Genomic DNA, 20,939 nt, shown 5'->3' on the forward strand with positions numbered 1-20,939 from the left:
GGCGTCGAACCGTGCCGGTGGCGTCGGCGCCCGGTCAGGCGTCCTGTGCTGCCGCGCAGTCGGCGCAGGTCCCGAAGATCTCGAGCGTGTGGGTCACGCCCGTGAAGCCGTGGTCGCTCGCGACCTTGTCGGCCCACTTCTCGACTGCAGGGCCCTCCACCTCGACGGTGCGACCGCATGCTCGGCACACGAGGTGGTGGTGATGGTGCGTCGAGCACGCGCGGTAGACGGCCTCGCCGTCGTCGGTGCGCAGGACGTCCACCGTGCCGGCCTCGACCATCGACTGGAGGGTCCGGTAGACCGTGGCCAGCCCGACGCCGGCCCCGGCGTCGCGAAGCCGCGCGTGGACGGTCTGGGCCGACGTGAAGTCGTCGGACCGCTCGAGAAGCTCCGCGACGGCGGCCTGCTGGCGCGTCGGCTTGCGCGACCCGCCCGGCCCGCCGTTGCTCGTGCCGTTGGCGCTCTTCACGCTGCTCGCTTCGGGCGTCATGGTCTCGTTCCTCTCGTCGAGGCGGTCGTGGCCGTGGTGGTGTCGGGCGCGTGGTCGTGCGGCCCGCCGTGCTCGTCGTAGTGGCCCTCGTGCGCGGCGTGGAGGTGACCGTCGTGCAGGTAGTCGACGTGGTCGCCGTGGGTGACGGCCAGGTGTCCGCACTCGACCCCGTGCTCGTGCGGGTGGGTCTCGGTGACCGCGTGCCGCCGTCCGCCGAGCCTGGACATGATGCCCGTGACGACGGCCGTCACGACGAAGAGCCCGACGGCGAGAAGGACGATCGTGCCTCCGGAAGGCGTGTTGAGCGGGTAGGACAGCGCGACGCCGCCGACGGAGGAGACGAGGCCGAAGGCGATGGCCCACCGCAGCCCGCTGCTGAACGACCTCGCGATGAGCTGGCTCGCCGCGTTGGGCACGATCATGAGCGCGCTGATGAGCAACAACCCGACGACCCGCATCGCGACGACGACGGTCGTCGCCGTGAGGACCGCGAGAACGATGTTGAGCGGCAGCACCGGGATGCCGACCGCACGCGCGTACTCCTCGTCGTTGGCGACCGCGAAGAGCCTGGGGCGCAGCGCCCAGGTCGTCACCGCGATGAGGACCGCAAGGCCGGCGAAGACGTAGAGGTCGCCGCGCTGGGTCGTCAGGATCGACCCGAAGAGGTACTTCATGAGGTTGGCCGGCGTGCCCTCGGGCGACTTGCTGATGATGACGACGCCACCGGCGATGCCGCCGTAGAAGATGACGGCGAGGGCGACGTCGCCGTTGGTGCGGCCGCGGGTGCGCAGCAGCTCGATGACGACCGCTGCGATGACGGCCGCGACCAGCGCCGTCAGCACGGGCGCCGCGCCGGTGACGAGGCCGAGGGCGACGCCGGCGAGGGCGACGTGGCCCATGCCGTCGCCGATGAGCGAGAGCCGGCGCTGCACGAGGAAGATGCCGACCATAGGGGCGACGGTGCCGACGAGCAGCGCCGCGATGAGCGCTCGCTGCATGAAGTCCACGGAGAGCAGGTCGCTCACGGTCGCTTCCCATCGGTGCGGGTGACGTCGAGCGGTCCGCGGGCCAGCAACGCGCGGTCGGTGTCGAGCTCGAGGTCGTGGTGGTGGCTGTCGTGGTCGTGGTGGACGGTGGCGCGCGCGCCGGCGTACTCCCGCGGTGTCCCGTCGAAGCGGATGCGCCCTGCGTCGACGACGACGATGCGCGTGAGCAGGCGCTCGAGAGCTCCGAGCTCGTGCGTGACGATGACCATGGTGACGTCCTGCTCGACGAGCCGGGCGAGCACGTCGGCGAGCACGTGCTGGTTCGTCGCGTCGACCCCCGCGGTCGGTTCGTCCATGATGAGCACGTCGGGCTGACCTGCGAGGGCGCGGGCGATGAGCACCCGGCGCTGCTGGCCGCCCGAGAGGGTGCTGACCTCGGTGGCGGCGCGGTCGGCGAGGCCGACGAGGTCGAGCGCCCTGGCGACGATCTGCCGGTCGGTGCCGCGAAGGCGGCCGAGCCAGCCGATCCGGGGGAGCCGGCCCGTCGAGACGATCTCCTCGGCCGTGGCGCGCACCGATGCCGAGAGGGTGTGCCGCTGAGGCACGTAGCCCAGGCGAGCGCGGTCGCGCAGCTCATGGCTCGGCACCCCGAAGAGGGTCACGCTGCCGGCGACGCGCTCGTTGAGCCCGAGGATGCCCTTCATGAGCGTGGACTTGCCGGACCCGTTCGGCCCGACGACGGCCACGATCTCGCCGCGCCGGATGGTCAGGTTCGCATCGCTCAGCACGGCCCGCTCGCCGTAGCCGAAAGCGGCGTCGCGCAGGTCGATGGCGACGTCCGCCGACGCCGCCGCGGCGGGTGCCGTGCCGGCTGTCACGAGCAGTCCAGGCCCTTCTGCAGCGCGGTGAGGTTGCTTCGCATGACCTCAAAGTAGTCCTTGCCGGCCGACTCGCCCGTGATGCCCTCGAGCGGGTCCAGCGTGGCGACCTTCGCCCCCGTGGTACCCGCGACGGTCTGCGCGAAGTGGGGCTCGACGAGCGTCTCCTGGTAGATCGTCCCGACGCCCTTGCTGCGCACGAGGTCGGAGATCTGCTTGAGGCCGGCGGCGCTCGGCTCGGCCTCGGGCGAGATGCCGGTGATGCCGTGCTGCTCGAGGCCGTAACGCTGGGCGAGGTAGCCGAACGCGGCGTGGCTCGTCACGAGCACCTTCGAGCGGCACGACGCGAGGCCGGTCTTGAGCTCGCCGTCGAGCGTCGTGAGCTTGGCGACGAACGCCGCGGTGTTCTTCTGGTATGCCGCGGCGTTGGCCGGGTCGTCCGTCGCCAGCCGGGTGCCGATGGCCTTGGCGACCGCCGCGTAGCGCTGGGGGTCCAGCCAGAAGTGTGGGTCGTTGCCGCCGTGGTCGTGGGCGTCGTGCTCCTCCGCGGACTCGCCCTCGTGGCCTTCCTCGGTCGCGGTGAGAGTCAGCTGTGCGGCGTCGGCGACGTCGAGCACCGAGGCCGGGTCGACCTCCGCCATCGCCTCGTCCACTGCCGGCTGGAACCCGTCGGCGTAGACGACGAGGCGGGCCGAGGTCATCGAGGCGATGTCCTGGGGGGCGAGCTCGAGGTCGTGCGGCTCGGCGCCGGGCTTCGTCAGGACGCTGACCGGGAGCGTGCCGCCGGTGATCTGCTGCGTCGCGAACTGGATGGGGTAGAAGGACGTCACGACCGCGCCGCCCTTCGCCGAGGGCGCACCCGACGCGGCTCCCGACGAGCTCCCGCACGCCGTGGCGGTGAGGACGAGGGCGGTCGCGGTGGCGAGCGCGGGCGCGAGGCGGCGGAGGGCGTGGGGGGTCATGCCGACCATTCTCCTGCAAGATGAGAATGATTGTCAAAACCGTTCTCGCCGAAGGCCTGAACAGGTCTCAGCCGGCCGGGACGATCCGCACGACCGCGACCGCGAGGGCCAACACGAGCACGGCGGCACGCAGGAGCCGCTCCGGCAGCGTGAGCCGCTGCCACGTGAGGAACAGCAGCCAGCCGACGAACGCCGCCACGACGAGGAAGGCGATCCCCGCCCACGGGCGTGGCGCGAGCACGCCCACGGCGAGCAGCACGACGAGGACACCGACGGCGACCGGGCGCGGCACGGCGTTGAGCCGCTCGACCCAGGGGTACGACGCGTGCTCGAGACGGGAACGGAAGCTCAGGGCCACCCGACGAGCCTAGGGGACGCGACGGCGTACACCGGACGCGCGGCAACCGGACCCCACGAGCCCGATAACCTGTCCCGCATGGCCAAGCAGACATCCACCGTGGACACCGTCGTCAGCCTCTGCAAGCGCAGGGGCTTCGTCTTCCCCAGTGGTGAGATCTACGGAGGCACCCGGTCTGCGTGGGACTACGGCCCCCTCGGTGTCGAGCTCAAGGAGAACATCCGCCGCCAGTGGTGGAAGTCGATGGTGACGAGCCGCGACGACGTCGTCGGCCTCGACTCCTCGATCATCCTGCCGCGCGAGACGTGGGTCGCCTCGGGCCACGTCGGCACGTTCACCGACCCGCTCGTGGAGTGCCTCAACTGCCACAAGCGCCGTCGCCAGGACCATCTCCAGGAGGCGCTCGCGGAGAAGAAGGGCATCGAGGACCCCGACTCGATCCCGATGTCCGACATCGTGTGCCCCGACTGCGGCACCAAGGGCCAGTGGACCGAGCCGCGCGACTTCCAGATGATGCTCAAGACCTACCTCGGCGTCATCGAGGACGAGTCCGGCCTGCACTACCTGCGCCCCGAGACCGCCCAGGGCATCTTCGTCAACTTCAACAACGTCATGCAGGCCTCGCGCAGGAAGCCGCCGTTCGGCATCGCGCAGACCGGCAAGAGCTTCCGCAACGAGATCACGCCGGGCAACTTCATCTTCCGCACACGCGAGTTCGAGCAGATGGAGATGGAGTTCTTCGTCAAGCCGGGTGACGACGAGGAGTGGCACCAGTACTGGATCGACGAGCGCACCCGCTGGTACGTCGACCTCGGCATCAACCCCGACAACCTGCGTCACTTCGAGCACCCGAAGGACAAGCTCTCGCACTACTCGACGCGCACCGTCGACATCGAGTACCGCTTCAGGTTCGCCGGCTCCGAGTGGGGTGAGCTGGAGGGCATCGCGAACCGCACCGACTTCGACCTCGGCACGCACTCGAAGCACTCGGGCACCGACCTCGTCTACTTCGACCAGACGACGGGGGAGAAGTACACGCCCTACGTCATCGAGCCCGCAGCCGGCCTGTCCCGCTCGCTCATGACCTTCCTCGTCGACGCGTACGCCGAGGACGAGGCGCCCAACACCAAGGGCGGCGTCGACAAGCGTGTCGTCCTGCGCCTCGACCCGCGCCTCTCGCCGGTCAAGGCCGCCGTGCTGCCGCTTTCGCGCAACGCCGATCTGTCGCCCAAGGCGCGCGACCTGGCCGCCACGCTGCGCCGCCACTGGAACATCGACTTCGACGACGCGGGGGCCATCGGCAAGCGTTACCGCCGCCAGGACGAGATCGGCACGCCGTTCTGCATCACGGTCGACTTCGACACGCTCGAGGACCACGCCGTGACGATCCGCGAGCGCGACTCGATGGCGCAGGAGCGGATCTCGCTCGAGAAGGTCGAGGGCTGGCTCGCACAGCGCCTCGTCGGCTGCTGAGGGCTGCCTCCAGCACGGATGCCGTTCGCCCCCGGGCGGGCGGCATCCGTGCATCCGCGGCTGACCCGGCTCGCGCACGCGCGCGGATCCTCGCACTCCCCAAGACCCCTCGCAGCTTCAGCCCGCGCATCTGACGATGTCCGTGGACTCAAGGGCCTCTCTTGACCAAACCCGAGACCAAACGGGAGGGGGTGCTTGAACCGGTCTGGAGCGACCTTTCGTAGGTTCGTCGTCAGCGACCGGACGGCGGCCGCCGAGCCCGAACCAGGAGAGAACCGCGCCCATGACCCGAACCAGTCTCACCACCCTGGCCGCCACGGCGGCGATCGCCACGGCGATCACCGCCGCGATCGCCGCGATGCCGGCCCAGGCCTCGACCCTCGCAGCCGAGGCCCTGTCACCGCAGCCTGCCGCGTCCACCGACGCGGGTCTGTCCGTCGCCGAGATGTCAGCCCACTGGCTCGCCTCGGATCGAGGGATCTCGCTGGCCGAGGCGCGTGAGCGCGTCGCCGCCCAGGAGGGTCAGGCCCGCATGGCGACGTCGCTCGAGCGGTCGCTCGGGGCCCGCGCTGCCGGCTCCTACATCGACGCGGAGTCGGGCGCGCTCGTCGTCAACGTCGTGGACATCGCCTCCGCCCGGACGGTGCGTGCTGCCGGGGCCACCGCCAAGGTCGTCGAGCGCTCGACCGCGGAGCTGGTCTCGAGCGAGCGTTCCGCGCGTGCCCGCGCCGGCTCGGGCGTCGTCTCGTCGTACGCCGACCCGGTGACGAACCAGGTCGTCCTGACCGTTCCCACCGCGCGAGTCTCGGAGGTCCGCGCGGAGGTCGCCGGCCTGGACGGCATCCTGGTCAAGGGCACGAACGCCCGGACGACGACTCAGGCGAACGTGTACGGCGGTCAGCAGATCGAGTTCAGCGGCTACGTGTGCTCGCTCGGCTTCAACGCCACGCGCGGTGGCTCGCAGGTCTTCATCACCGCCGGTCACTGCGGCGAGGGCTACCAGACCTTCCGCAAGAACGGCACGACGCTCGGCACGACGCAGGCCTACTCCTTCCCGGGCAACGACTACGCGTACTCCTCGCTGACGCCGAGCTGGACCGGCATCGGCGCGGTTGACCTCTACGACGGCGTCAACGCGCGACGTGTCACGGGCTACTCGAACGCCCCCGTCGGCACGGCCGTCTGCAAGTCCGGTCGCACGACGGGCTGGACGTGTGGTTCGGTCCAAGCCAAGAACGTCACCGTCAACTACACCAACGGCGACGGCACCTACAGCACCGTCGGGGGCCTGACGCAGAGCAACACCTGCACCGAGGGAGGCGACTCCGGTGGCTCGTGGATGGCGAGCACGACGGCGCAGGGCGTCACGAGCGGCGGCGCCGGCTACGGTCCCAACGCGGTCTGCGGTCAGAAGGTCGGCCAGCCCAACGTCGCCTACTTCCAGCCCGTCGGCGAGATCGTCTCGGCGTACGGCCTGACCCTCAAGACCTCCTGAAGGTCTCCTCGACCGGCTGCGGGCGGGGCGGATGCGCCCCGCCCGCCGCTGCCTGCTCGGCCCGAGTCGGCGACATACTGCCGGGATGGTCGACGACAAGGTGCTCCGTGGCACGCCGGCTGACCGGGCGCGCGCGGCAGCCGGCGCCCTGGGCGACGACGTCCTGACCGCCTGGTGCGCCGACCTGATCGTCGGCCGGGTGGCCTGGGGTGCCCCGGACCTCCCGGACGCGCACTGGGTCGGCGGAGCGGCTGTGGACGGCTGGGGGTCGCCCGACCACCTCGACGACGACACGATCTACTGGTCGAGGGTCTGGGCGGCGCGCACCCTGCTCTACGTGTGGGACGACGCATGCAGTACGGATGTCGTTGCGGGACTGGATGATCCGGCATGGCGGGTGCGGGAGATGTGCGCCAAGGTCGCGGCACGCTGGGAGGTGGGCGCGGCCGGTGAACGCTGTGCAGCCCTGGTCGTCCAGGACGGCCTGCCCCGCGTACGGGCTGCGGCCGCGCGAGTGCTCGGCGCCGTCGGCGAGGCCGAGCACGCCCCCGCTCTGCATGACGCATTTCACGACGCCGAGGAGTCGGTGCGGAGCGCCGCCGAGCGCGCCCTGCGCACCTTGGAGCGGCGCCTCGACCGCCGGCTCTGAGTCACCTCCACGCTGCCCGACACGGCCGGAGCGCACCACGACCCAGCCGCCGACGGCTCAGCCGGGCGTGCGCCCTGTCGCGACGGGGCGCCGGGGGTCACGGATCCACTCGCTCCACGAGCCCGGGTAGAGCACCGCGTCGACGCCCAGCTCGGCCAGCGCCAGCACGTGGTGCGCGGCCGTGACGCCGGAGCCGCAGTAGACACCGACCGGTCCCTCGCGTCCCGCACGCACCTGCGCCCAGTGCTCGGCGAGATCGCGCCGGAAGGTTCCGTCGGCCGTGACCCACTCGGTCGTCGGGCTGTTCACCGCGCCCGGAACGTGGCCGGGCACGGGATCGATCGGCTCGGTCTCGCCGGCGTAGCGCTCCACGGCTCGCGCGTCGAGCAGGACACCGTCGCGGGCGAGCGCGGCAGCCGCGGTGGCGTCGAGCGTCGGCAGCTGCCCGGCCCGCACGACGATGTCGCCGTGCCGGTCGAGCGGCTCCTCGGTCGAGATCGGCAGTCCCGCGGACACCCACGCCGCATACCCGCCGTCGAGGACACGGACGTCGCTGACGCCGACCCAGCGCAGCACCCACCAGGCCCGCGCCGCGGCATACGACTCCTTGGCATCGTAGACGACGACGCGGCTGTGCTCCGTGATGCCGGCCCGGCGCAGCAAGGCCTCGACCACGGCGGGGTCCGGGAGCGGGTGCCGACCGCCCTCGCCCGCCGGTGCGGCCAGCTCCCGGTCGAGGTCGACGAAGAACGCACCCGGCACGTGGCCGGCGTCGTAGTCCTCGCGTCCGGCGGGGGTGTTCGCGGTCGTCAGTGCCCAGCGGACGTCGAGGACGACGACCTCCTCGATCTCGTGGGCGAGCTGCGCGGCGGTGATCAGGTGGGTCACCGGGCCATCGTGGCATCCTCGCCCTGTGCGTGCTCACCTGGTCCTCGTCCACGGCTCGCGCCTGTCGAGCACGCAGTGGGCCCCGCAGGTGCCGCTGCTGCGCGACGAGGTCGACCTCACGCTCGCCGACCTGCCCGGCCACGGCGCACGTGCCGGCGAGGTGTTCACGCTCGCGCGCTGCGTCGAGGTCATCCGGGATGCGGTGGGCGCCGTCCCGTCGGGGACTCCCGTCGTGCTCGTCGGGCACTCGCTCGGCGGCTACGCCGCGATGGCGTATGCCGCCGCCCACCCCGACACGCTGGCCGGACTCGTCCTGGCCGGGGCGAGCGCCACCCCCACCGGTCCCGGGGCGGCCGTCTACCGCGGCGTCGCGGCCCTGACCAACAGGCTCGGCCCGGAGCGCATGACTCGCGTCAACGACCGCGTGCTGCACCGGCTCTACCCGGCCGAGCGCATCGAACCCGTCATCGCGGGCGGCTACTACTTCGCCCCGACTCCTGCCGCGTGGCGCGAGGTCATGACGCACTGCCGGCCGTCCATGCTCGCGCGCGTCGGGTGCCCGGTGCTCCTGCTCAACGGCCAGTTCGACCAGTTCCGGGTCGGCACGCGCGCCTTCCTGCGAGCCTGCCCGACCGCCCGCGCCGAGATCGTCCGCAGGGCCGGCCACCTGTCCAACCTCGACCAGCCCGAGGCCTTCGCCCGGGCCCTGCTGCGCTTCGCCCGCCGCGTCACCGATTCGGCCCCACGCGCCTGATCGGGGAGAATCGGGCGCGTGACCGATGTGATGACTCCTGCGACCGGGTCTGCCGCAGACGCGGCGGGTGTGGCGGGCGCAGTGCTGCCCCCGCTGCGGATCGGTCGCCACGTCATCGAGTCGCCCGTCGTGCTCGCGCCGATGGCCGGCATCACGAACCGCGCCTTCCGCCGCCTGTGCCGTGAGTACGGCAACGAGGGCGTCGAGACCGCGGCGCGCGACCGTGCGAGCGGGGCCACGAGCCTCTACGTCAGCGAGATGATCACCTCGCGCGCCCTCGTCGAGCGCACCCCCGAGTCCATGCGGCTCATCGAGCACGACCCGGACGAGAACCCTCGCTCGATCCAGCTCTACAGCGTCGACCCCGCCACCGCGCGGGCCGCGGCCCGGATGCTCGTCACGGAGGACCGCGCCGACCACATCGACCTCAACTTCGGCTGCCCGGTGCCGAAGGTGACGCGCAAGGGCGGCGGGTCGGCCCTGCCGTGGAAGAAGGACCTCTTCAAGGCCATCGTCGGGGCGGTCGTCGAGGAGGGCGGCAAGCGTGACGTGCCGGTCACCGTCAAGATGCGCAAGGGCATCGACGACGACCACCTGACCTTCCTCGATGCCGGACTCACGGCCGAGGCCGAGGGCGTCGCCGCTGTCGCACTGCACGGTCGCACCGCAGCTCAGGCCTACTCCGGCACGGCCGACTGGGCCGCGATCAAGCTGCTCAAGGAGACGGTCACCACGGTCCCCGTGCTCGGCAACGGTGACATCTGGTCGGCTGAGGACGCCGTCCGGATGGTACGTGAGACCGGCTGCGACGGCGTCGTGGTCGGCCGTGGCTGCCTCGGACGCCCATGGCTCTTCACCGACCTCGCCGCTGCCTTCACCGGCGCCTCGGCGCGGGTCACGCCGACCCTCGGGGAGGTCGCCGACACGCTGCGCACGCACACGGCATACCTCTGCGACTTCTACGGCGAGGAGGAGCGGGCCTGCCGCGACATCCGCAAGCACATCGCCTGGTACCTCAAGGGGTTCCCGGCCGGGTCGACCATCCGCAACTCGCTCGCCCTCGTCGACTCGGTGGCGGCCCTCGACGCCCTGCTCGCCACGCTCGACCCCGACGCGCCCTGGCCCGGCGAGGCGGCCGAGGGCCAGCGCGGCCGGGCCGGCTCGTCGCGCCACGTGGCGCTGCCGGACCGGTGGCTCGAGTCGCGCGAGCTGTCGGAGGAGCACCGCCGCACCATCGCCGAGGCCGAGCTGTCGGTCAGCGGCGGCTGACGCTCACTTCAGCCAGACGCTGAGCGGCCCGAGCCGCTCGCACCCCGCCGCCACGGCCGCGTCGAGGCTCGCCCCGGCCTCCCACCCGACCAGCGGTATGCCGCCGACGACCTCACGGGCGGCTGCCGCGGCTGCCGCCCATGCACCGTCGTCGTCACCGGCCCGGGTGAAGACGTTGCCGATGCCCGCCACCTCGCCCGTGACGTGGACGACAGCTCCCGCGACGACCGGCGCGTCGGGGTCGTCAGCCGGCCGGGCGGCGAGCACGTGCACGCCCGGCTCGTCGAGCAGCGTCGCACGCAGCACGTCCTGGGCATCCGGGTCACCGGCCCAGGCCCGCACCCAGGCCGCCATGCCCGCGGGCGTGGTCACCCGACCCCAGGCGGGTCCGCCGGTCCGGCGCACGGGCGCCGACGGGTCCAGCCACACCCACTCGCCGACGACGATCCGGGCGAAGTCCTCGAGCGACAGGTCGAGGCGCGCCCACGAGTCCTTGACCGAGCAGCCGTCGGAGTCGTCGACCCTGGCGAGCACGTCGTACTCGCCGACCGTGGGGGAGAGCGTCACGGCGTCCGGGTAGTAGGGCGGCGTGCGGGTCGACGCCGCCCAGACGTCGGCGTCGGTCGTCGTCGAGATGCCGTGCGAGCGCGCCACGACGTCGCACCACAGGGCGTTGTTGCGGGCGGCGAGGGTGATGCGGTCGGTCACGCGCCGATCCTCGCAGCACCCGCGCCACGACCGGTGGGTTGTGTCGCCGCCGGATGGCAGGATTCGGGACATGCGACAGGGTGGATCGGCCGAGCGGCCGGCGACGTTCTTCGACGACGCCGAGGACTTCAGGGCCTGGCTCGAGGCCAACCACGACACCGCGACCGAGCTCTGGATGGGCATCAACAAGAAGCACGTCGAGCCGCGAGGGCTGCAGTGGGCCGAGGCCATCCGCGAGGCCCTGTGCTTCGGCTGGATCGACTCCGTCGCCCAGCGCATCGACGAGGACGCCGTGCGCCAGCGGTGGACGCCCCGCAAGCCCGGCAGCAACTGGAGCACCATCAACATCAACGCCGTCGCCGAGCTGACGGCCGCCGGGCGCATGCACCCGGCCGGGCTCGCTGCCTTCGAGAAGCGGCGCGAGGACCGCTCCGGCATCTACGCCTACGAGAACCGCGACCGGACCTGGCCCGACGAGTACGAGGCCCGCCTGCGGGCCAACCCTCGTGCAGCGGCCTTCTGGGACGGTGCCACGCCGTCGTACCGAAAGGTCGTCACCAACTGGGTCGTCACCGCCAAACAGGAGGCGACGCGGGAGAAGCGCATGGCCGAGCTCATCGACGACTGCGCCAACCTACGCCTCGTCAAGGGCCAGCGATACGGCACCGAGCCCGCATGGGTGCGCCGCATGCGTGACGAGCTCGGCTGACCGGGCTCCGAGCCGCCGCGGCCCGGCGGCCCGGACCGGCATCCCGGCGCCGAGGCCGTCACGACCCCGTCAGCGCTTGCCCTTGGGCGGAATGATCTCGATGTGGTCCTTGGCGGCGGCCTTGGCGTGCTTGTCGGCCCGCTTCTCCTTGAGCGACTTGGCCTTCGTGGACATGTGGGACTTCGGTGACTTGTCGCCCATGGCGAGCTCCTCGCGTTGGAAGCCTGGACGGCTCCATGGCTCAGTATGCGCCCTGCCGCCACGGGGTCGCGCCGGGGTTTCTCGGGGCCACGTTCGATGTGCGGGTCGCGACCGGGTGCGGCACCACGCTGCGCTTCCGGGCGCCACATAGAGTTCCGGTGTGGGCTACGAGGGTCGGGACCGGGAGCGGTGGGTCGCGGAGGACCCTGCCCAGAAGCGTGGCGACCGCGACGACTTCGCCCGTGACCGCGCGCGAGTCGTCCACTCGTCGGCGCTGCGCCGGCTCGCCGCCAAGACACAGGTGCTCGCCCCCGGCCACGACGACTTCGTCCGCAACCGGCTGACCCACTCGCTCGAGGTCGCGCAGATCGGCCGCGAGTTCGGAGCGGCCCTCGGCTGCAACGCCGACCTCGTCGACACAGCCTGTCTGTCCCACGACCTCGGTCACCCGCCGTTCGGCCACAACGGTGAGACGGCTCTCGACGAGATCGCTTCGGGCATCGGGGGATTCGAGGGCAACGCCCAGACACTCCGGTTGCTCACCCGCCTCGAGGCCAAGCGATCCCACGCCGACGGCACCCCGGCAGGACTGAACCTGACCCGAGCGAGCCTCGACGCGGCGACCAAGTACCCGTGGGCGCGCGGAGACGGCCCCTACGAGACGCCGAAGTTCGGGGTCTACCCCTCGGACCTTCCCGTCTTCGACTGGATTCGCGAGGGCGCGAAACCACGCGACCGGTGCCTCGAGGCCGAGGTCATGGACTGGTCCGACGACGTGGCCTACTCGGTGCACGACGTCGAGGACGCCATCGCCTCCGGCTGGATCGACCCCCGAGTTCTGCACTCGCGCGACCTGGCCCACGTCATTGCCGCCGCCGGACGCGGCTACGCGCCCGACCTCGGCCCCGACGCGCTCGGCGCCGCGCTGGAACGCATCATCGCCTCGGGGGCGGTCCCCACGGCATACGACGGCTCGCGCAGCGACCTCGCCCGGCTCAAGGACATGACCAGCCGGCTCATCGGGCACTTCGTGAACGTGGTCGAGCGGGCCACGCGCGAACGGCACGGCCCGGGGCAGCTCTGCCGCTTCGAGGCCGACCTCGTCGTCCCCGACGAGACGCGCGCCGAGTGCACGGTCCTCAAGGCCATCGCCAACCACTTCGTCATGACGACCGACGAACGGCTCACGGTGATGTCGGAGCAGCGCGACGTCGTGCGCGCGCTCGTGGAGGCGTATGCCGCCCGGCCCGAGGAGCGGCTCGACGTGGCCTTCCGCATCGACCACGCCGCGGCCGTCGACGACGCGGATCGCCTCCGCGTCGTCGTCGACCAGGTCGCCTCGCTGACCGACGTGCGCGCCCTCGCCCTCCACAGGGAGTGGTGCCGGTGACGGGGGACCGGGCGGTGACGACCTAGAATCGCGAGCAGCGACAGGAGGCAGATGGCGGGGCTGATCAACAGCGAGGACATCGCAGCGGTCAAGGCGCGGTCGTCCATCGAGGACGTCGTGCGTGAGCACGTGACGCTGCGCTCCGCCGGCCCGGGCTCGCTCAAGGGACTGTGCCCCTTCCACGACGAGAAGTCCCCGTCGTTCAACATCCGTCCCGCCGTCGGCGCCTGGCACTGCTTCGGGTGCGGTGAGGGCGGCGACGTCATCTCGTTCGTGCAGAAGGTCGACCACCTGACCTTCTCCGAAGCCGTCGAACGGCTCGCGCAGAAGCTCGGCATGGAGCTGCGCTACGAGGACGGCAGCCGTCCCCGCGAGGAAGGGCTCGGTCGTCGCAGCCGGCTCGTCGAGGCGCACCGCGTCGCGGAGGAGTACTACACCGACCTGCTCCTGAACAGCCAGGGTGCCCGTCAGGCACGCGACTTCCTGCGCGCGCGCGACTTCAACGGCTCCCACGTCAAGCAGTTCGGCATCGGCTTCGCGCCGCGCGGCGGAGAGGACCTCGTCCGGCACCTGCGCGCGAAGGGCTTCACCGACGACGAGCTCGTCACCGGCGGACTCGCGGGGCGCGGCGCCCGCGGCCTCTACGACCGGTTTCGCGGGCGGCTCGTCTGGCCGATCCGTGACATCACGGGCGACACGGTCGGCTTCGGTGCCCGCCGCATCTTCGACGACGACCGCATCGAGGCGAAGTACCTCAACACCTCCGAGACGCCGATCTACAAGAAGTCCACGGTGCTCTACGGCCTCGATCTCGCCAAGAAGAAGATCTCGCAGGGGCGCGAGGCCGTCATCGTCGAGGGGTACACCGACGTGATGGCCTGCCACCTCGCCGGCATCGAGACCGCCGTCGCCACGTGCGGCACGGCCTTCGGCTCCGAGCACATCAAGATCCTGCGCCGGCTCATGCGCGACGAGGCGGGGCTCGCACCCGCCAAGGTCATCTTCACGTTCGACGGCGACGCGGCCGGCCAGAAGGCGGCGATGCGGGCGTTCGCCGACGACGAGAAGTGGACCTCGCAGTCGTTCGTCGCGGTAGAGAAGTCGGGCAAGGACCCGTGCGAGCTGCGGCAGGCCGGGGGAGACCCGGCGGTCCAGGCACTCATCGAGGACGCCGTGCCGATGTTCGAGTTCGCGGTGCGCACGACGATCAAGCGCTTCGACCTAGCGACGGCCGAGGGCCGCATCCAGGCGGTGCGCGCGGTCGCCCCCATCGTCGCCTCGATCCGCGACCGGTCACTGCAGCCGGAGTACACACGGGAGGTCTCGGGCATGCTAGGGCTCGACGTCGAGCAGGTCGCGACCGAGGTGTCCCGCGCCGGCAAGATCAAGGTCGACGATGCGGCCCGGCACGGTGCCGACCGCGGCGGCCGTGACGACGTCGTCGAGCCGAGCGCGGACGAGGCCGCAGGCGGCCTGCCGGTGCCGGACCGGCGCGACCCCGTCGTGCTCGCCGAACGTCAGCTGCTGCAGGTGCTGCTCCAGTTCCCCACCGTCTTCAAGCCTGACGCCATCGACCTGCTGAAGCCGGACTCCTTCTCGGCCCCGGCCCACCGGGCCGTCTTCGACGGCATCCGCATCGCCCACGCCGCCGGCGACAGAGGCAACGTCCGAGCCTGGACGTCCGCGGTCACCGAGGCCGCGCCGACTCCGGTGGCCGGGCTGGTCAGCGAGCTCGCCGTCGACACCCTGCCGACCCGGATGGACCCCTCGACCGGCCTGCCGACGGCGCGCTACGTCGACGAGCTCTTCGACCGCGTACGCACGATCGGCCTGACGCGCCAGATCGCCGACGCCATGAGCGAGATGCGACGACTCGACCACGCCGAGACCCCGGCGCCCGAGCGCACGCGGGAGCTCGGGATACGGCTCCAGACGCTCCAACGTGAGCTCGCCGCGATCAAGGCAGGCATGGGCTGATGCCGCTCTTCGAGAAGCGGCGTCGACCAGCCCTGCCCGGGGCGGTCCGCGCCACGGTGCCGCTCCACGGTGCGGAGCAGGTGCTCGCCTGGGGCCGTGACGAGCAGACCGGCGGTCACGTCGTCGCGACGACCCACCACCTCGTCTTCGTCGGGGCCGACGAGACTCTCGTCTGGCGCCGTCCGTGGCACGAGGCCGAGTCGGGCACGTGGCAGGGCGAGTCGTCCCTTCTCACGGTCACGTGGGTCGACCGCGGGGCCCCGGCTCAGTGGCGCCTGACGGCGCCCTCCCTGCTCCAACAGGCGCTGAGAGAGCGGCTCCAGGCGAGCGTCGTGCTCGCCGACGAGTTCCGCACCGCCAACCGTCGCACCGTGCGTGTCGTCATCCGCCAGGACCTCGCCACGGGCACCCTTCTCGAGCAGACCATCCCGGGCAAGGGCGTCGACCTGAGCGACCCTCAGGTTGCCCGTGAGGCGGTCAAGCGGCTGGCCCGGCTGCGCTCCGAAGTCGGCCTCTGAGCCTCCTCCGTGGGAGTGTCGGACACGGCCAGGAGCCTCCGTGGCGACCTCGCGAACCCCGATTTAGTGTCGCGACAGTTGCTTTGCTATGGTTTCCCAGCAGCATTCCCCTGTAGCTCAATTGGCAGAGCAGCCGGCTGTTAACCGGCAGGTTATTGGTTCGAGTCCAATCGGGGGAGCCCACGAGCACGAAGGCCCCGACACCGCGGTGTCGGGGCCTTCGTCGTACTACAGGTGGTTGGCATCAGGCCTTGGAGTCGCCGCCCATGCCGACCTGGGTTCGGTCCACGGCAATCTCCGCCTCGGGGATGACTCCGCCGGCGGTCGGTGCGATCTTGCGCGGTCCGCGGCCACGGCGGTTGAGCCGCCGTTCGACCCGACCGGCGAGCACGGTCAGCGCGTAGTTGAGCAGGATGAAGATCACCGCGACGAAGATGTAGGCGGGGATCGTGTTGCTGTAGCCGGTGCCGAGGTCCTTGGCCGCCTGAAGCAGCTCCGGGTAGAGAACCGCGGTGCCGAGTGCGCTGTCCTTGAGGATGACGACGAGCTGGCCGACGAGAGCGGGCAGCATGGCCGTCAGCGCCTGCGGCAGCTGGATCAGGCGCAGGGTCTGGCCCTGCGTGAGCCCGATGGAGAGCCCCGCCTCGGACTGGCCCTTGGGAAGGCCGTAGACGCCGGAGCGGACGAGCTCGGCGATGACCGAGCCGTTGTAGAGCGTCAGGCCGGTGACCACCGCGGCGAGGGGGTTGATCTCGTTGGTGAAGACGCCGTTGTTGGAGTAGTAGAAGTACGTGAAGTACATCATCAGCAGGACCGGGACGGCCCTGAAGAACTCCACGACGACGCTGCACACCCAACGGATCGCACGAAGGTGCGACAGTCGGCCCATGCCGAAGACGAGACCGAACGCCATGGCGAGGACGATCGAGATCGCCGCCGCCTTGAGCGTGTTGATGAGGCCTGGGATGAGGTATGCCGTCCACACGTCGGCGGTGAACAGCGAGGTCCACATGGAGGCCTGGAGCTGACCCTGCGCCTGGAACTTCCAGAGCACGAGGCCGATCGTGAGCGCGGCGAGGATGAACCCGAAGACGGTCAGGATCGCGTGGCGACGGGCCGCCCGGGGGCCGGGGGCGTCGAAGAGAACGGTCTGGGCGCTCATCGCTTCACCGCCAGGCGGCGCGACATGGACGTGAAGAACATGCCCACCGGGAGGGTGAGGACGACGAACCCGAGAGCGAAGACGAGGAAGACAGAGACGCTCGCCGTCTCGTTCTCGAAGATCTCGCTCATGAGCAGTGAGGCCTCCGCGACGCCGATGACCGAGGCGACGGTGGTGTTCTTCGTCAGCGCGATGAGGACCGAACCGAGGGGTGCGATGGCGCCTCGGAAGGCCTGGGGCAGGATCACCTCGCGAAGGCTCTGCGCGAACGTCAGACCGATCGAACGGGCTGCCTCCGCCTGTCCCACCGGCACCGTGTTCACGCCGCTTCGCAGCGCCTCGCAGACGAACGCCGCGTGGTAGACGGCGAGACCGACGATGGCCCACCGGATGTTGTTGTCGATGATCGACGTCGGTGATCCCGGGTCGGCGAGGTTGATCTGCAGGATGTACAGCACGCCGAGCGAGCAGAAGACGAGGATCAGGGTCAACGGGGTGTTGCGCACCGTGTTGACGTAGAACGTCCCGAGCCGGCGCAGGACGGCGACCGGCGACACGCGCATCACGGCGAGGATCGTCCCGAGCACCAACGCTCCGATGGCGGAGAAGAAGGTGAGCTTGATGGTCATCCAGAAGGCACCGAAGATCGCGTACTTCTCGAAGATGTCGAGCACTACGCCCCTTTCCGCAGGAGAGTCGCACCGGCGCGGGTCGTGCGGTCACTCCTTTGTGACCGCACGGCCCACGTGCCGGCTGGGTTGATCAGGAGCAGGCCGCCGGGGTGGGCGGGTTGCCCGCGCCGGGCTTGTAGTTGGCGGGCCCGAGGTTGTCCTGGATGGCCTTGTCGAGCGAGCCGTCGCTCTGCATCTTCTTGATGGCGTCGGTGATCTTCTGGCAGAGAGCCGTGTCGCCCTTCTTGAGACCGATGCCGTAGTTCTCCTCGGAGAACGGCTTGCCGACGAGCTTGAACTTGCCCTTGTTCTCGGCCTGGGCGGCGAAGCCTGCCAGGATCGCGTCGTCGGTCGTCAGGGCGTCGACGCCACCGGTGGCGAGGGCCGGCAGGCACTCGGAGTAGGTGGCGAACTCCTGGAGCTGCACGGTCTGCGCGAACTTGTCCTTGACCTTCTGCGCTGACGTCGAGCCCTTGACCGAGCAGAGCTTCTTGCCGTTGAGGCTCTCGGGACCGGTGATGGACGTGTCGTCGGCGCGCACGAGCAGGTCCTGGCCGGCGACGAAGTACGGTCCGGCGAAGCTGACCTTCTCCTTGCGGGCGTCGGTGATGGAGTACGTCGCGACGATGAAGTTCACCTGGCCGGTGGAGATCAGCGTCTCGCGCTGGGCGCTGGGAGCCTGGACCCACGTGATCTTGTCCTCGGCCGTGCCGAGCTCCTTGGCGACGTACTTGGCGACGTCGACGTCCATGCCGGCGTACTCGTTGCCCTTCTTGAGGCTGAGGCCGGGCTGGTCGAACTTGATGCCGATCTTGAGACCGCCATCGCCGCCGGCGCCTGCGCCCCCGCCCCCGCCGGAGCCGCACGCGGCGAGCGTGAGCGCCAGCGTCGCGGCCGCCGCAACGGCTCCGAGTCGTCGTGCCTTCATCTGGGTTCCTCCCTGGTGGTTGCTCACGACGCGCGGGGTGCGCGCCGCTCCCTGTCGTCGGTGGTTCAGTGGGTGAGGATCTTGCCGAGGAAGTCCTTGGCGCGCTCGCTCCTGGGGTTGGTGAAGAACTCCTGAGGCGTGTCGACCTCGACGATCTGGCCGTCGGCCATGAAGACGACGCGGTCGGCGGCCTTGCGGGCGAAGCCCATCTCGTGGGTGACGACGATCATCGTCATGCCCTCCTTGGCGAGACCGACCATGACGTCGAGGACCTCGTTGACCATCTCGGGGTCGAGGGCCGAGGTCGGCTCGTCGAAGAGCATGACCTTGGGACCCATGGCGAGCGAGCGTGCGATGGCGACGCGCTGCTGCTGGCCACCCGAGAGCTGCGCAGGATACTTCTCGGCCTGGGCCTCCACCCCCACACGCTTGAGCAGGTCGGTGGCCAGCTTGTCGGCGTCGGCCTTGGACTTCTTGCGGACCTTCATCGGCCCGAGCGTCACGTTGTCACGAATCGTCTTGTGCGCGAAGAGGTTGAACGACTGGAACACCATGCCGACGTCGGCGCGCAGCTGGGCCAGCGGCTTGCCCTCCTCGGGCAACGTCTTGCCGTCGATGCTGATCGTGCCGGCTTCGATGGTCTCGAGCCGGTTGATGGCACGGCACAGCGTCGACTTGCCTGAGCCCGACGGACCGAGGACGACGACGACCTCGCCCTTGCCGACGGTGAGGTTGATGTCGCGCAGCACGTGCAGGTCACCGAAGTGCTTGTTGACGCCCTCGATGACAACCATCGGGTCACGAGGCGTGGCGGGGGTCCGGTCGCTCGTCGCCGCGGTGTCGGTTTTCACGTCGTCCATTCGCGAAACCTATCGGCTCACGCGGCTGCTCGGCATCCAAGCGCGCCGATGGTGCCCGAATCGTGAGGACAACGGACGCCGCCCGCGACCGAAGAGGACGACGAGGACGGGCAAACCGGGCGGATAGGAGGGGGTCAACGGCTCCGATCGGCCGGTCGGTCAGGCGCCGCCCTCGGCTGCGGCCGTCGACGAGCCCGTCGGCTCGCTCGAGGGTTCGCTCGAGGGTTCGCTCGAGGGTTCGCTGGAGCTCTTCTCCACCGGCGCCTGTGTCGCTTCGCTCGTCGCCGACTGGGTGGCGGTCGCCACCTCGGTAGCCCTCTTGAGCACCTTGGTCGCCGTGGCGGTGGCCGTGGCGGTGGCCGTGGCCGTGGCCGTGGGCTCGGAGCTCTCTGCCGGGGCCGGAGCCACCGGCTCCGTCGTCGTCGGGTCGTCGGCCGTCGTCTCCGGCGGCGCGCTCGTCGTGGTCGTCGGCGGGTCGGCGGTCGTCGTGGTGGTCGTCGTGCTCGGCGTCGTCGGCGCGGTCGTCGTGGTCGTCGGGCTGCTCGTGGTCGGGCTCGTGGTCGGGCTCGTCGTGGGGCTCGTGGTCGGGCTCGTCGTGGGGCTCGTGGTCGGGCTCGTGGTGGTACGCGTCGGGGTCGGTCGGGACGTCGTGGGCGTGGTGCTCGGCGTCGTCGTCGGCGTGCCGCCCGGAGTGGAGGGGGTCTCGGTCGCATCGGGGATCGGCACGTCGCCGTCCTCCACGGTGCGGACCACGCGACCGCCCTCGTCGTACACGAGGTGCGGGACGACGGCATACGGCACGGAGGCCGTGGCCGACGGCGGGAAACCGAGGTACGGGGCGGGGTCGACGTAGCGGTCGTTGACGATGACGTCGAAGTGCAGGTGGCACCCCGTCGACCAGCCGGTCGTGCCGACCAGGCCGATGACCTGGCCCTGCTCGACGACCTGTCCCTCGGTGACGAGGAACTTGGACTGGTGACCGTAGGCGGTCTTGAGAGTGGGGCTGTGCTGGATGATCGTGCGCCCACCCCACGAGTTGGAGACCCGGGCGTAGATGACGGTGCCTGCTGCGGCCGCGCGGATCGGCGTGCCGCAGCTCGCGGCGAGGTCGATGCCGGTGTGGAACATGGGACGCCCGAGGACCGGGTGCATCCGTGGGCCGAAGCTCGACGTCTCCCCGCCGGGGACGGGGTGGATGAAGAGCGGCTTGTGAACGAGCGGTGCAGCAATGGCCCCGGCGGTCGCAGGAGCCAGGCTGATGGCCGGGAACATGAAGAGGCCGCCACCGATGGCGCTCGAGAACGCCGACAGCGCCGGAGCCGCTGCAGGCTGAGCCCCGTTCACCGTTGACTCCGAGAGGATGTTGCGGGCCTCGCCGACGGCGTCGACGGCGCTCTGCACTGCGGGGGACCCGGCGGCGAGCAGCACGGATGCGCGAGGAGTCTGCGGAGTGCTGCCACCGAGGAAGGGCAGCAGGGCGAACAGCATCAGCATCGTGGCGAACGGCACGAGACGTCCGCTCATCCTGATGTTCAGGACGAGCGGACCGTTGCGCTCTTCAGCGTCACGCACCTGTAGGCCACCCCCTGGAGGCAGAACGTTGTCCCTGTCGA

22 protein-coding genes and 1 tRNA gene are annotated in these 20,939 nt (G+C 70.7%); 10 read left to right on the plus strand and 13 right to left on the minus strand.

Going from position 1 to position 20,939, the window contains the following annotated elements:
• Nucleotides 1-34: 34 nt before the first annotated feature.
• The 5 genes from ACFQU3_RS02045 to ACFQU3_RS02065 form a co-directional block, all read right to left on the minus strand.
• The gene (locus ACFQU3_RS02045; RefSeq protein WP_385905749.1) at nt 35-490 is read right to left on the minus strand and encodes a Fur family transcriptional regulator; all 456 of its coding nucleotides are present in this window, start codon (nt 488-490) and stop codon (nt 35-37) included.
• The gene (locus ACFQU3_RS02050) at nt 487-1,515 is read right to left on the minus strand and encodes a metal ABC transporter permease (protein ID WP_385905753.1); all 1,029 of its coding nucleotides are present in this window, start codon (nt 1,513-1,515) and stop codon (nt 487-489) included. The genes ACFQU3_RS02045 and ACFQU3_RS02050 overlap by 4 nt, the downstream gene beginning before the upstream one ends.
• The gene (locus tag ACFQU3_RS02055; RefSeq protein ID WP_385905756.1) at nt 1,512-2,354 is read right to left on the minus strand and encodes a metal ABC transporter ATP-binding protein; all 843 of its coding nucleotides are present in this window, start codon (nt 2,352-2,354) and stop codon (nt 1,512-1,514) included. The genes ACFQU3_RS02050 and ACFQU3_RS02055 overlap by 4 nt, the downstream gene beginning before the upstream one ends.
• Complete coding sequence (locus ACFQU3_RS02060; protein WP_385905759.1) at nt 2,351-3,316, minus strand: metal ABC transporter substrate-binding protein; 966 nt, start codon at nt 3,314-3,316, stop codon at nt 2,351-2,353. The genes ACFQU3_RS02055 and ACFQU3_RS02060 overlap by 4 nt, the downstream gene beginning before the upstream one ends.
• 67 nt (nt 3,317-3,383) lie before the next feature.
• Nucleotides 3,384-3,674 (minus strand): DUF6703 family protein, encoded by a 291-nt coding sequence (locus ACFQU3_RS02065; protein ID WP_385905762.1) that lies wholly within the window; start codon nt 3,672-3,674, stop codon nt 3,384-3,386.
• A 78-nt stretch (nt 3,675-3,752) separates the two neighbouring features.
• On the opposite strand from ACFQU3_RS02065, the gene ACFQU3_RS02070 reads away from it, so the two are divergent.
• The 3 genes from ACFQU3_RS02070 (at nt 3,753) to ACFQU3_RS02080 (ending at nt 7,291) form a co-directional block, all read left to right on the plus strand.
• Nucleotides 3,753-5,147 carry a glycine--tRNA ligase gene (locus ACFQU3_RS02070; protein ID WP_385905765.1) on the plus strand — a complete coding sequence of 465 codons (1,395 nt, stop codon included), beginning with the start codon at nt 3,753-3,755 and terminating at the stop codon, nt 5,145-5,147.
• Nucleotides 5,148-5,430: 283 nt separating this feature from the next.
• Nucleotides 5,431-6,642, plus strand: coding sequence for a S1 family peptidase (locus ACFQU3_RS02075; protein ID WP_385905768.1), 1,212 nt, complete (start codon nt 5,431-5,433; stop codon nt 6,640-6,642).
• A gap of 85 nt (nt 6,643-6,727) precedes the next feature.
• Nucleotides 6,728-7,291 carry a HEAT repeat domain-containing protein gene (locus ACFQU3_RS02080; RefSeq protein WP_385905771.1) on the plus strand — a complete coding sequence of 188 codons (564 nt, stop codon included), beginning with the start codon at nt 6,728-6,730 and terminating at the stop codon, nt 7,289-7,291.
• A gap of 57 nt (nt 7,292-7,348) precedes the next feature.
• Here ACFQU3_RS02080 and ACFQU3_RS02085 read toward each other — a convergent pair whose 3' ends face one another.
• Nucleotides 7,349-8,179: a sulfurtransferase gene (locus ACFQU3_RS02085; RefSeq protein WP_385905774.1), complete on the minus strand. Its 831-nt coding sequence runs from the start codon at nt 8,177-8,179 to the stop codon at nt 7,349-7,351.
• A gap of 25 nt (nt 8,180-8,204) precedes the next feature.
• Here ACFQU3_RS02085 and ACFQU3_RS02090 point away from each other — a divergent pair, with 25 nt between their 5' ends.
• Both ACFQU3_RS02090 and dusB read left to right on the plus strand, forming a co-directional pair.
• Nucleotides 8,205-8,933 (plus strand): alpha/beta fold hydrolase, encoded by a 729-nt coding sequence (locus ACFQU3_RS02090; protein WP_385905777.1) that lies wholly within the window; start codon nt 8,205-8,207, stop codon nt 8,931-8,933.
• A 30-nt stretch (nt 8,934-8,963) separates the two neighbouring features.
• Nucleotides 8,964-10,202: a tRNA dihydrouridine synthase DusB gene (gene dusB / locus ACFQU3_RS02095; RefSeq protein WP_385906587.1), complete on the plus strand. Its 1,239-nt coding sequence runs from the start codon at nt 8,964-8,966 to the stop codon at nt 10,200-10,202.
• A gap of 3 nt (nt 10,203-10,205) precedes the next feature.
• Here the strand turns inward: dusB and ACFQU3_RS02100 are convergent, their stop codons facing one another.
• Nucleotides 10,206-10,910, minus strand: coding sequence for a hypothetical protein (locus tag ACFQU3_RS02100; protein ID WP_385905780.1), 705 nt, complete (start codon nt 10,908-10,910; stop codon nt 10,206-10,208).
• Between the two features lie 70 nt (nt 10,911-10,980).
• Between ACFQU3_RS02100 and ACFQU3_RS02105 the strand changes: the two genes are divergently transcribed.
• Nucleotides 10,981-11,619 carry a YdeI family protein gene (locus tag ACFQU3_RS02105; RefSeq protein ID WP_385905782.1) on the plus strand — a complete coding sequence of 213 codons (639 nt, stop codon included), beginning with the start codon at nt 10,981-10,983 and terminating at the stop codon, nt 11,617-11,619.
• 69 nt (nt 11,620-11,688) lie between these two features.
• Here the strand turns inward: ACFQU3_RS02105 and ACFQU3_RS02110 are convergent, their stop codons facing one another.
• The gene (locus ACFQU3_RS02110) at nt 11,689-11,820 is read right to left on the minus strand and encodes a hypothetical protein (protein WP_385905785.1); all 132 of its coding nucleotides are present in this window, start codon (nt 11,818-11,820) and stop codon (nt 11,689-11,691) included.
• A 160-nt stretch (nt 11,821-11,980) separates the two neighbouring features.
• Here ACFQU3_RS02110 and ACFQU3_RS02115 point away from each other — a divergent pair, with 160 nt between their 5' ends.
• The 4 genes from ACFQU3_RS02115 (at nt 11,981) to ACFQU3_RS02130 (ending at nt 15,884) form a co-directional block, all read left to right on the plus strand.
• Nucleotides 11,981-13,210, plus strand: a complete 1,230-nt coding sequence (locus ACFQU3_RS02115; RefSeq protein ID WP_385905788.1) for a deoxyguanosinetriphosphate triphosphohydrolase — start codon at nt 11,981-11,983, stop codon at nt 13,208-13,210.
• A 51-nt stretch (nt 13,211-13,261) separates the two neighbouring features.
• Nucleotides 13,262-15,187 carry a DNA primase gene (dnaG, locus tag ACFQU3_RS02120; protein ID WP_385905791.1) on the plus strand — a complete coding sequence of 642 codons (1,926 nt, stop codon included), beginning with the start codon at nt 13,262-13,264 and terminating at the stop codon, nt 15,185-15,187.
• The gene (locus tag ACFQU3_RS02125) at nt 15,187-15,705 is read left to right on the plus strand and encodes a hypothetical protein (RefSeq protein WP_385905794.1); all 519 of its coding nucleotides are present in this window, start codon (nt 15,187-15,189) and stop codon (nt 15,703-15,705) included. The genes dnaG and ACFQU3_RS02125 overlap by 1 nt, the downstream gene beginning before the upstream one ends.
• Nucleotides 15,706-15,811: 106 nt before the next feature.
• A tRNA-Asn gene (locus ACFQU3_RS02130) sits at nt 15,812-15,884 on the plus strand.
• Between the two features lie 65 nt (nt 15,885-15,949).
• Here ACFQU3_RS02130 and ACFQU3_RS02135 read toward each other — a convergent pair.
• From ACFQU3_RS02135 to ACFQU3_RS02155, 5 genes are all read right to left on the minus strand, one after another.
• Entirely contained in the window at nt 15,950-16,867 is a 918-nt protein-coding gene (locus ACFQU3_RS02135; RefSeq protein WP_385905797.1) for an amino acid ABC transporter permease, read from the minus strand.
• Nucleotides 16,864-17,541: an amino acid ABC transporter permease gene (locus tag ACFQU3_RS02140; RefSeq protein WP_385905801.1), complete on the minus strand. Its 678-nt coding sequence runs from the start codon at nt 17,539-17,541 to the stop codon at nt 16,864-16,866. The genes ACFQU3_RS02135 and ACFQU3_RS02140 overlap by 4 nt, the downstream gene beginning before the upstream one ends.
• An 88-nt stretch (nt 17,542-17,629) precedes the next feature.
• Nucleotides 17,630-18,466, minus strand: a complete 837-nt coding sequence (locus tag ACFQU3_RS02145) for a glutamate ABC transporter substrate-binding protein (RefSeq protein WP_385905804.1) — start codon at nt 18,464-18,466, stop codon at nt 17,630-17,632.
• A 65-nt stretch (nt 18,467-18,531) separates the two neighbouring features.
• Nucleotides 18,532-19,260, minus strand: coding sequence for an amino acid ABC transporter ATP-binding protein (locus tag ACFQU3_RS02150; RefSeq protein WP_385906590.1), 729 nt, complete (start codon nt 19,258-19,260; stop codon nt 18,532-18,534).
• Between the two features lie 225 nt (nt 19,261-19,485).
• Nucleotides 19,486-20,898, minus strand: a complete 1,413-nt coding sequence (locus tag ACFQU3_RS02155) for a M23 family metallopeptidase (RefSeq protein WP_385905806.1) — start codon at nt 20,896-20,898, stop codon at nt 19,486-19,488.
• Between the last annotated feature and the right edge of the window lie 41 nt (nt 20,899-20,939).

The organism is Terrabacter sp. GCM10028922 (assembly GCF_042666095.1).
Lineage (GTDB): Bacteria > Actinomycetota > Actinomycetes > Actinomycetales > Dermatophilaceae > Terrabacter.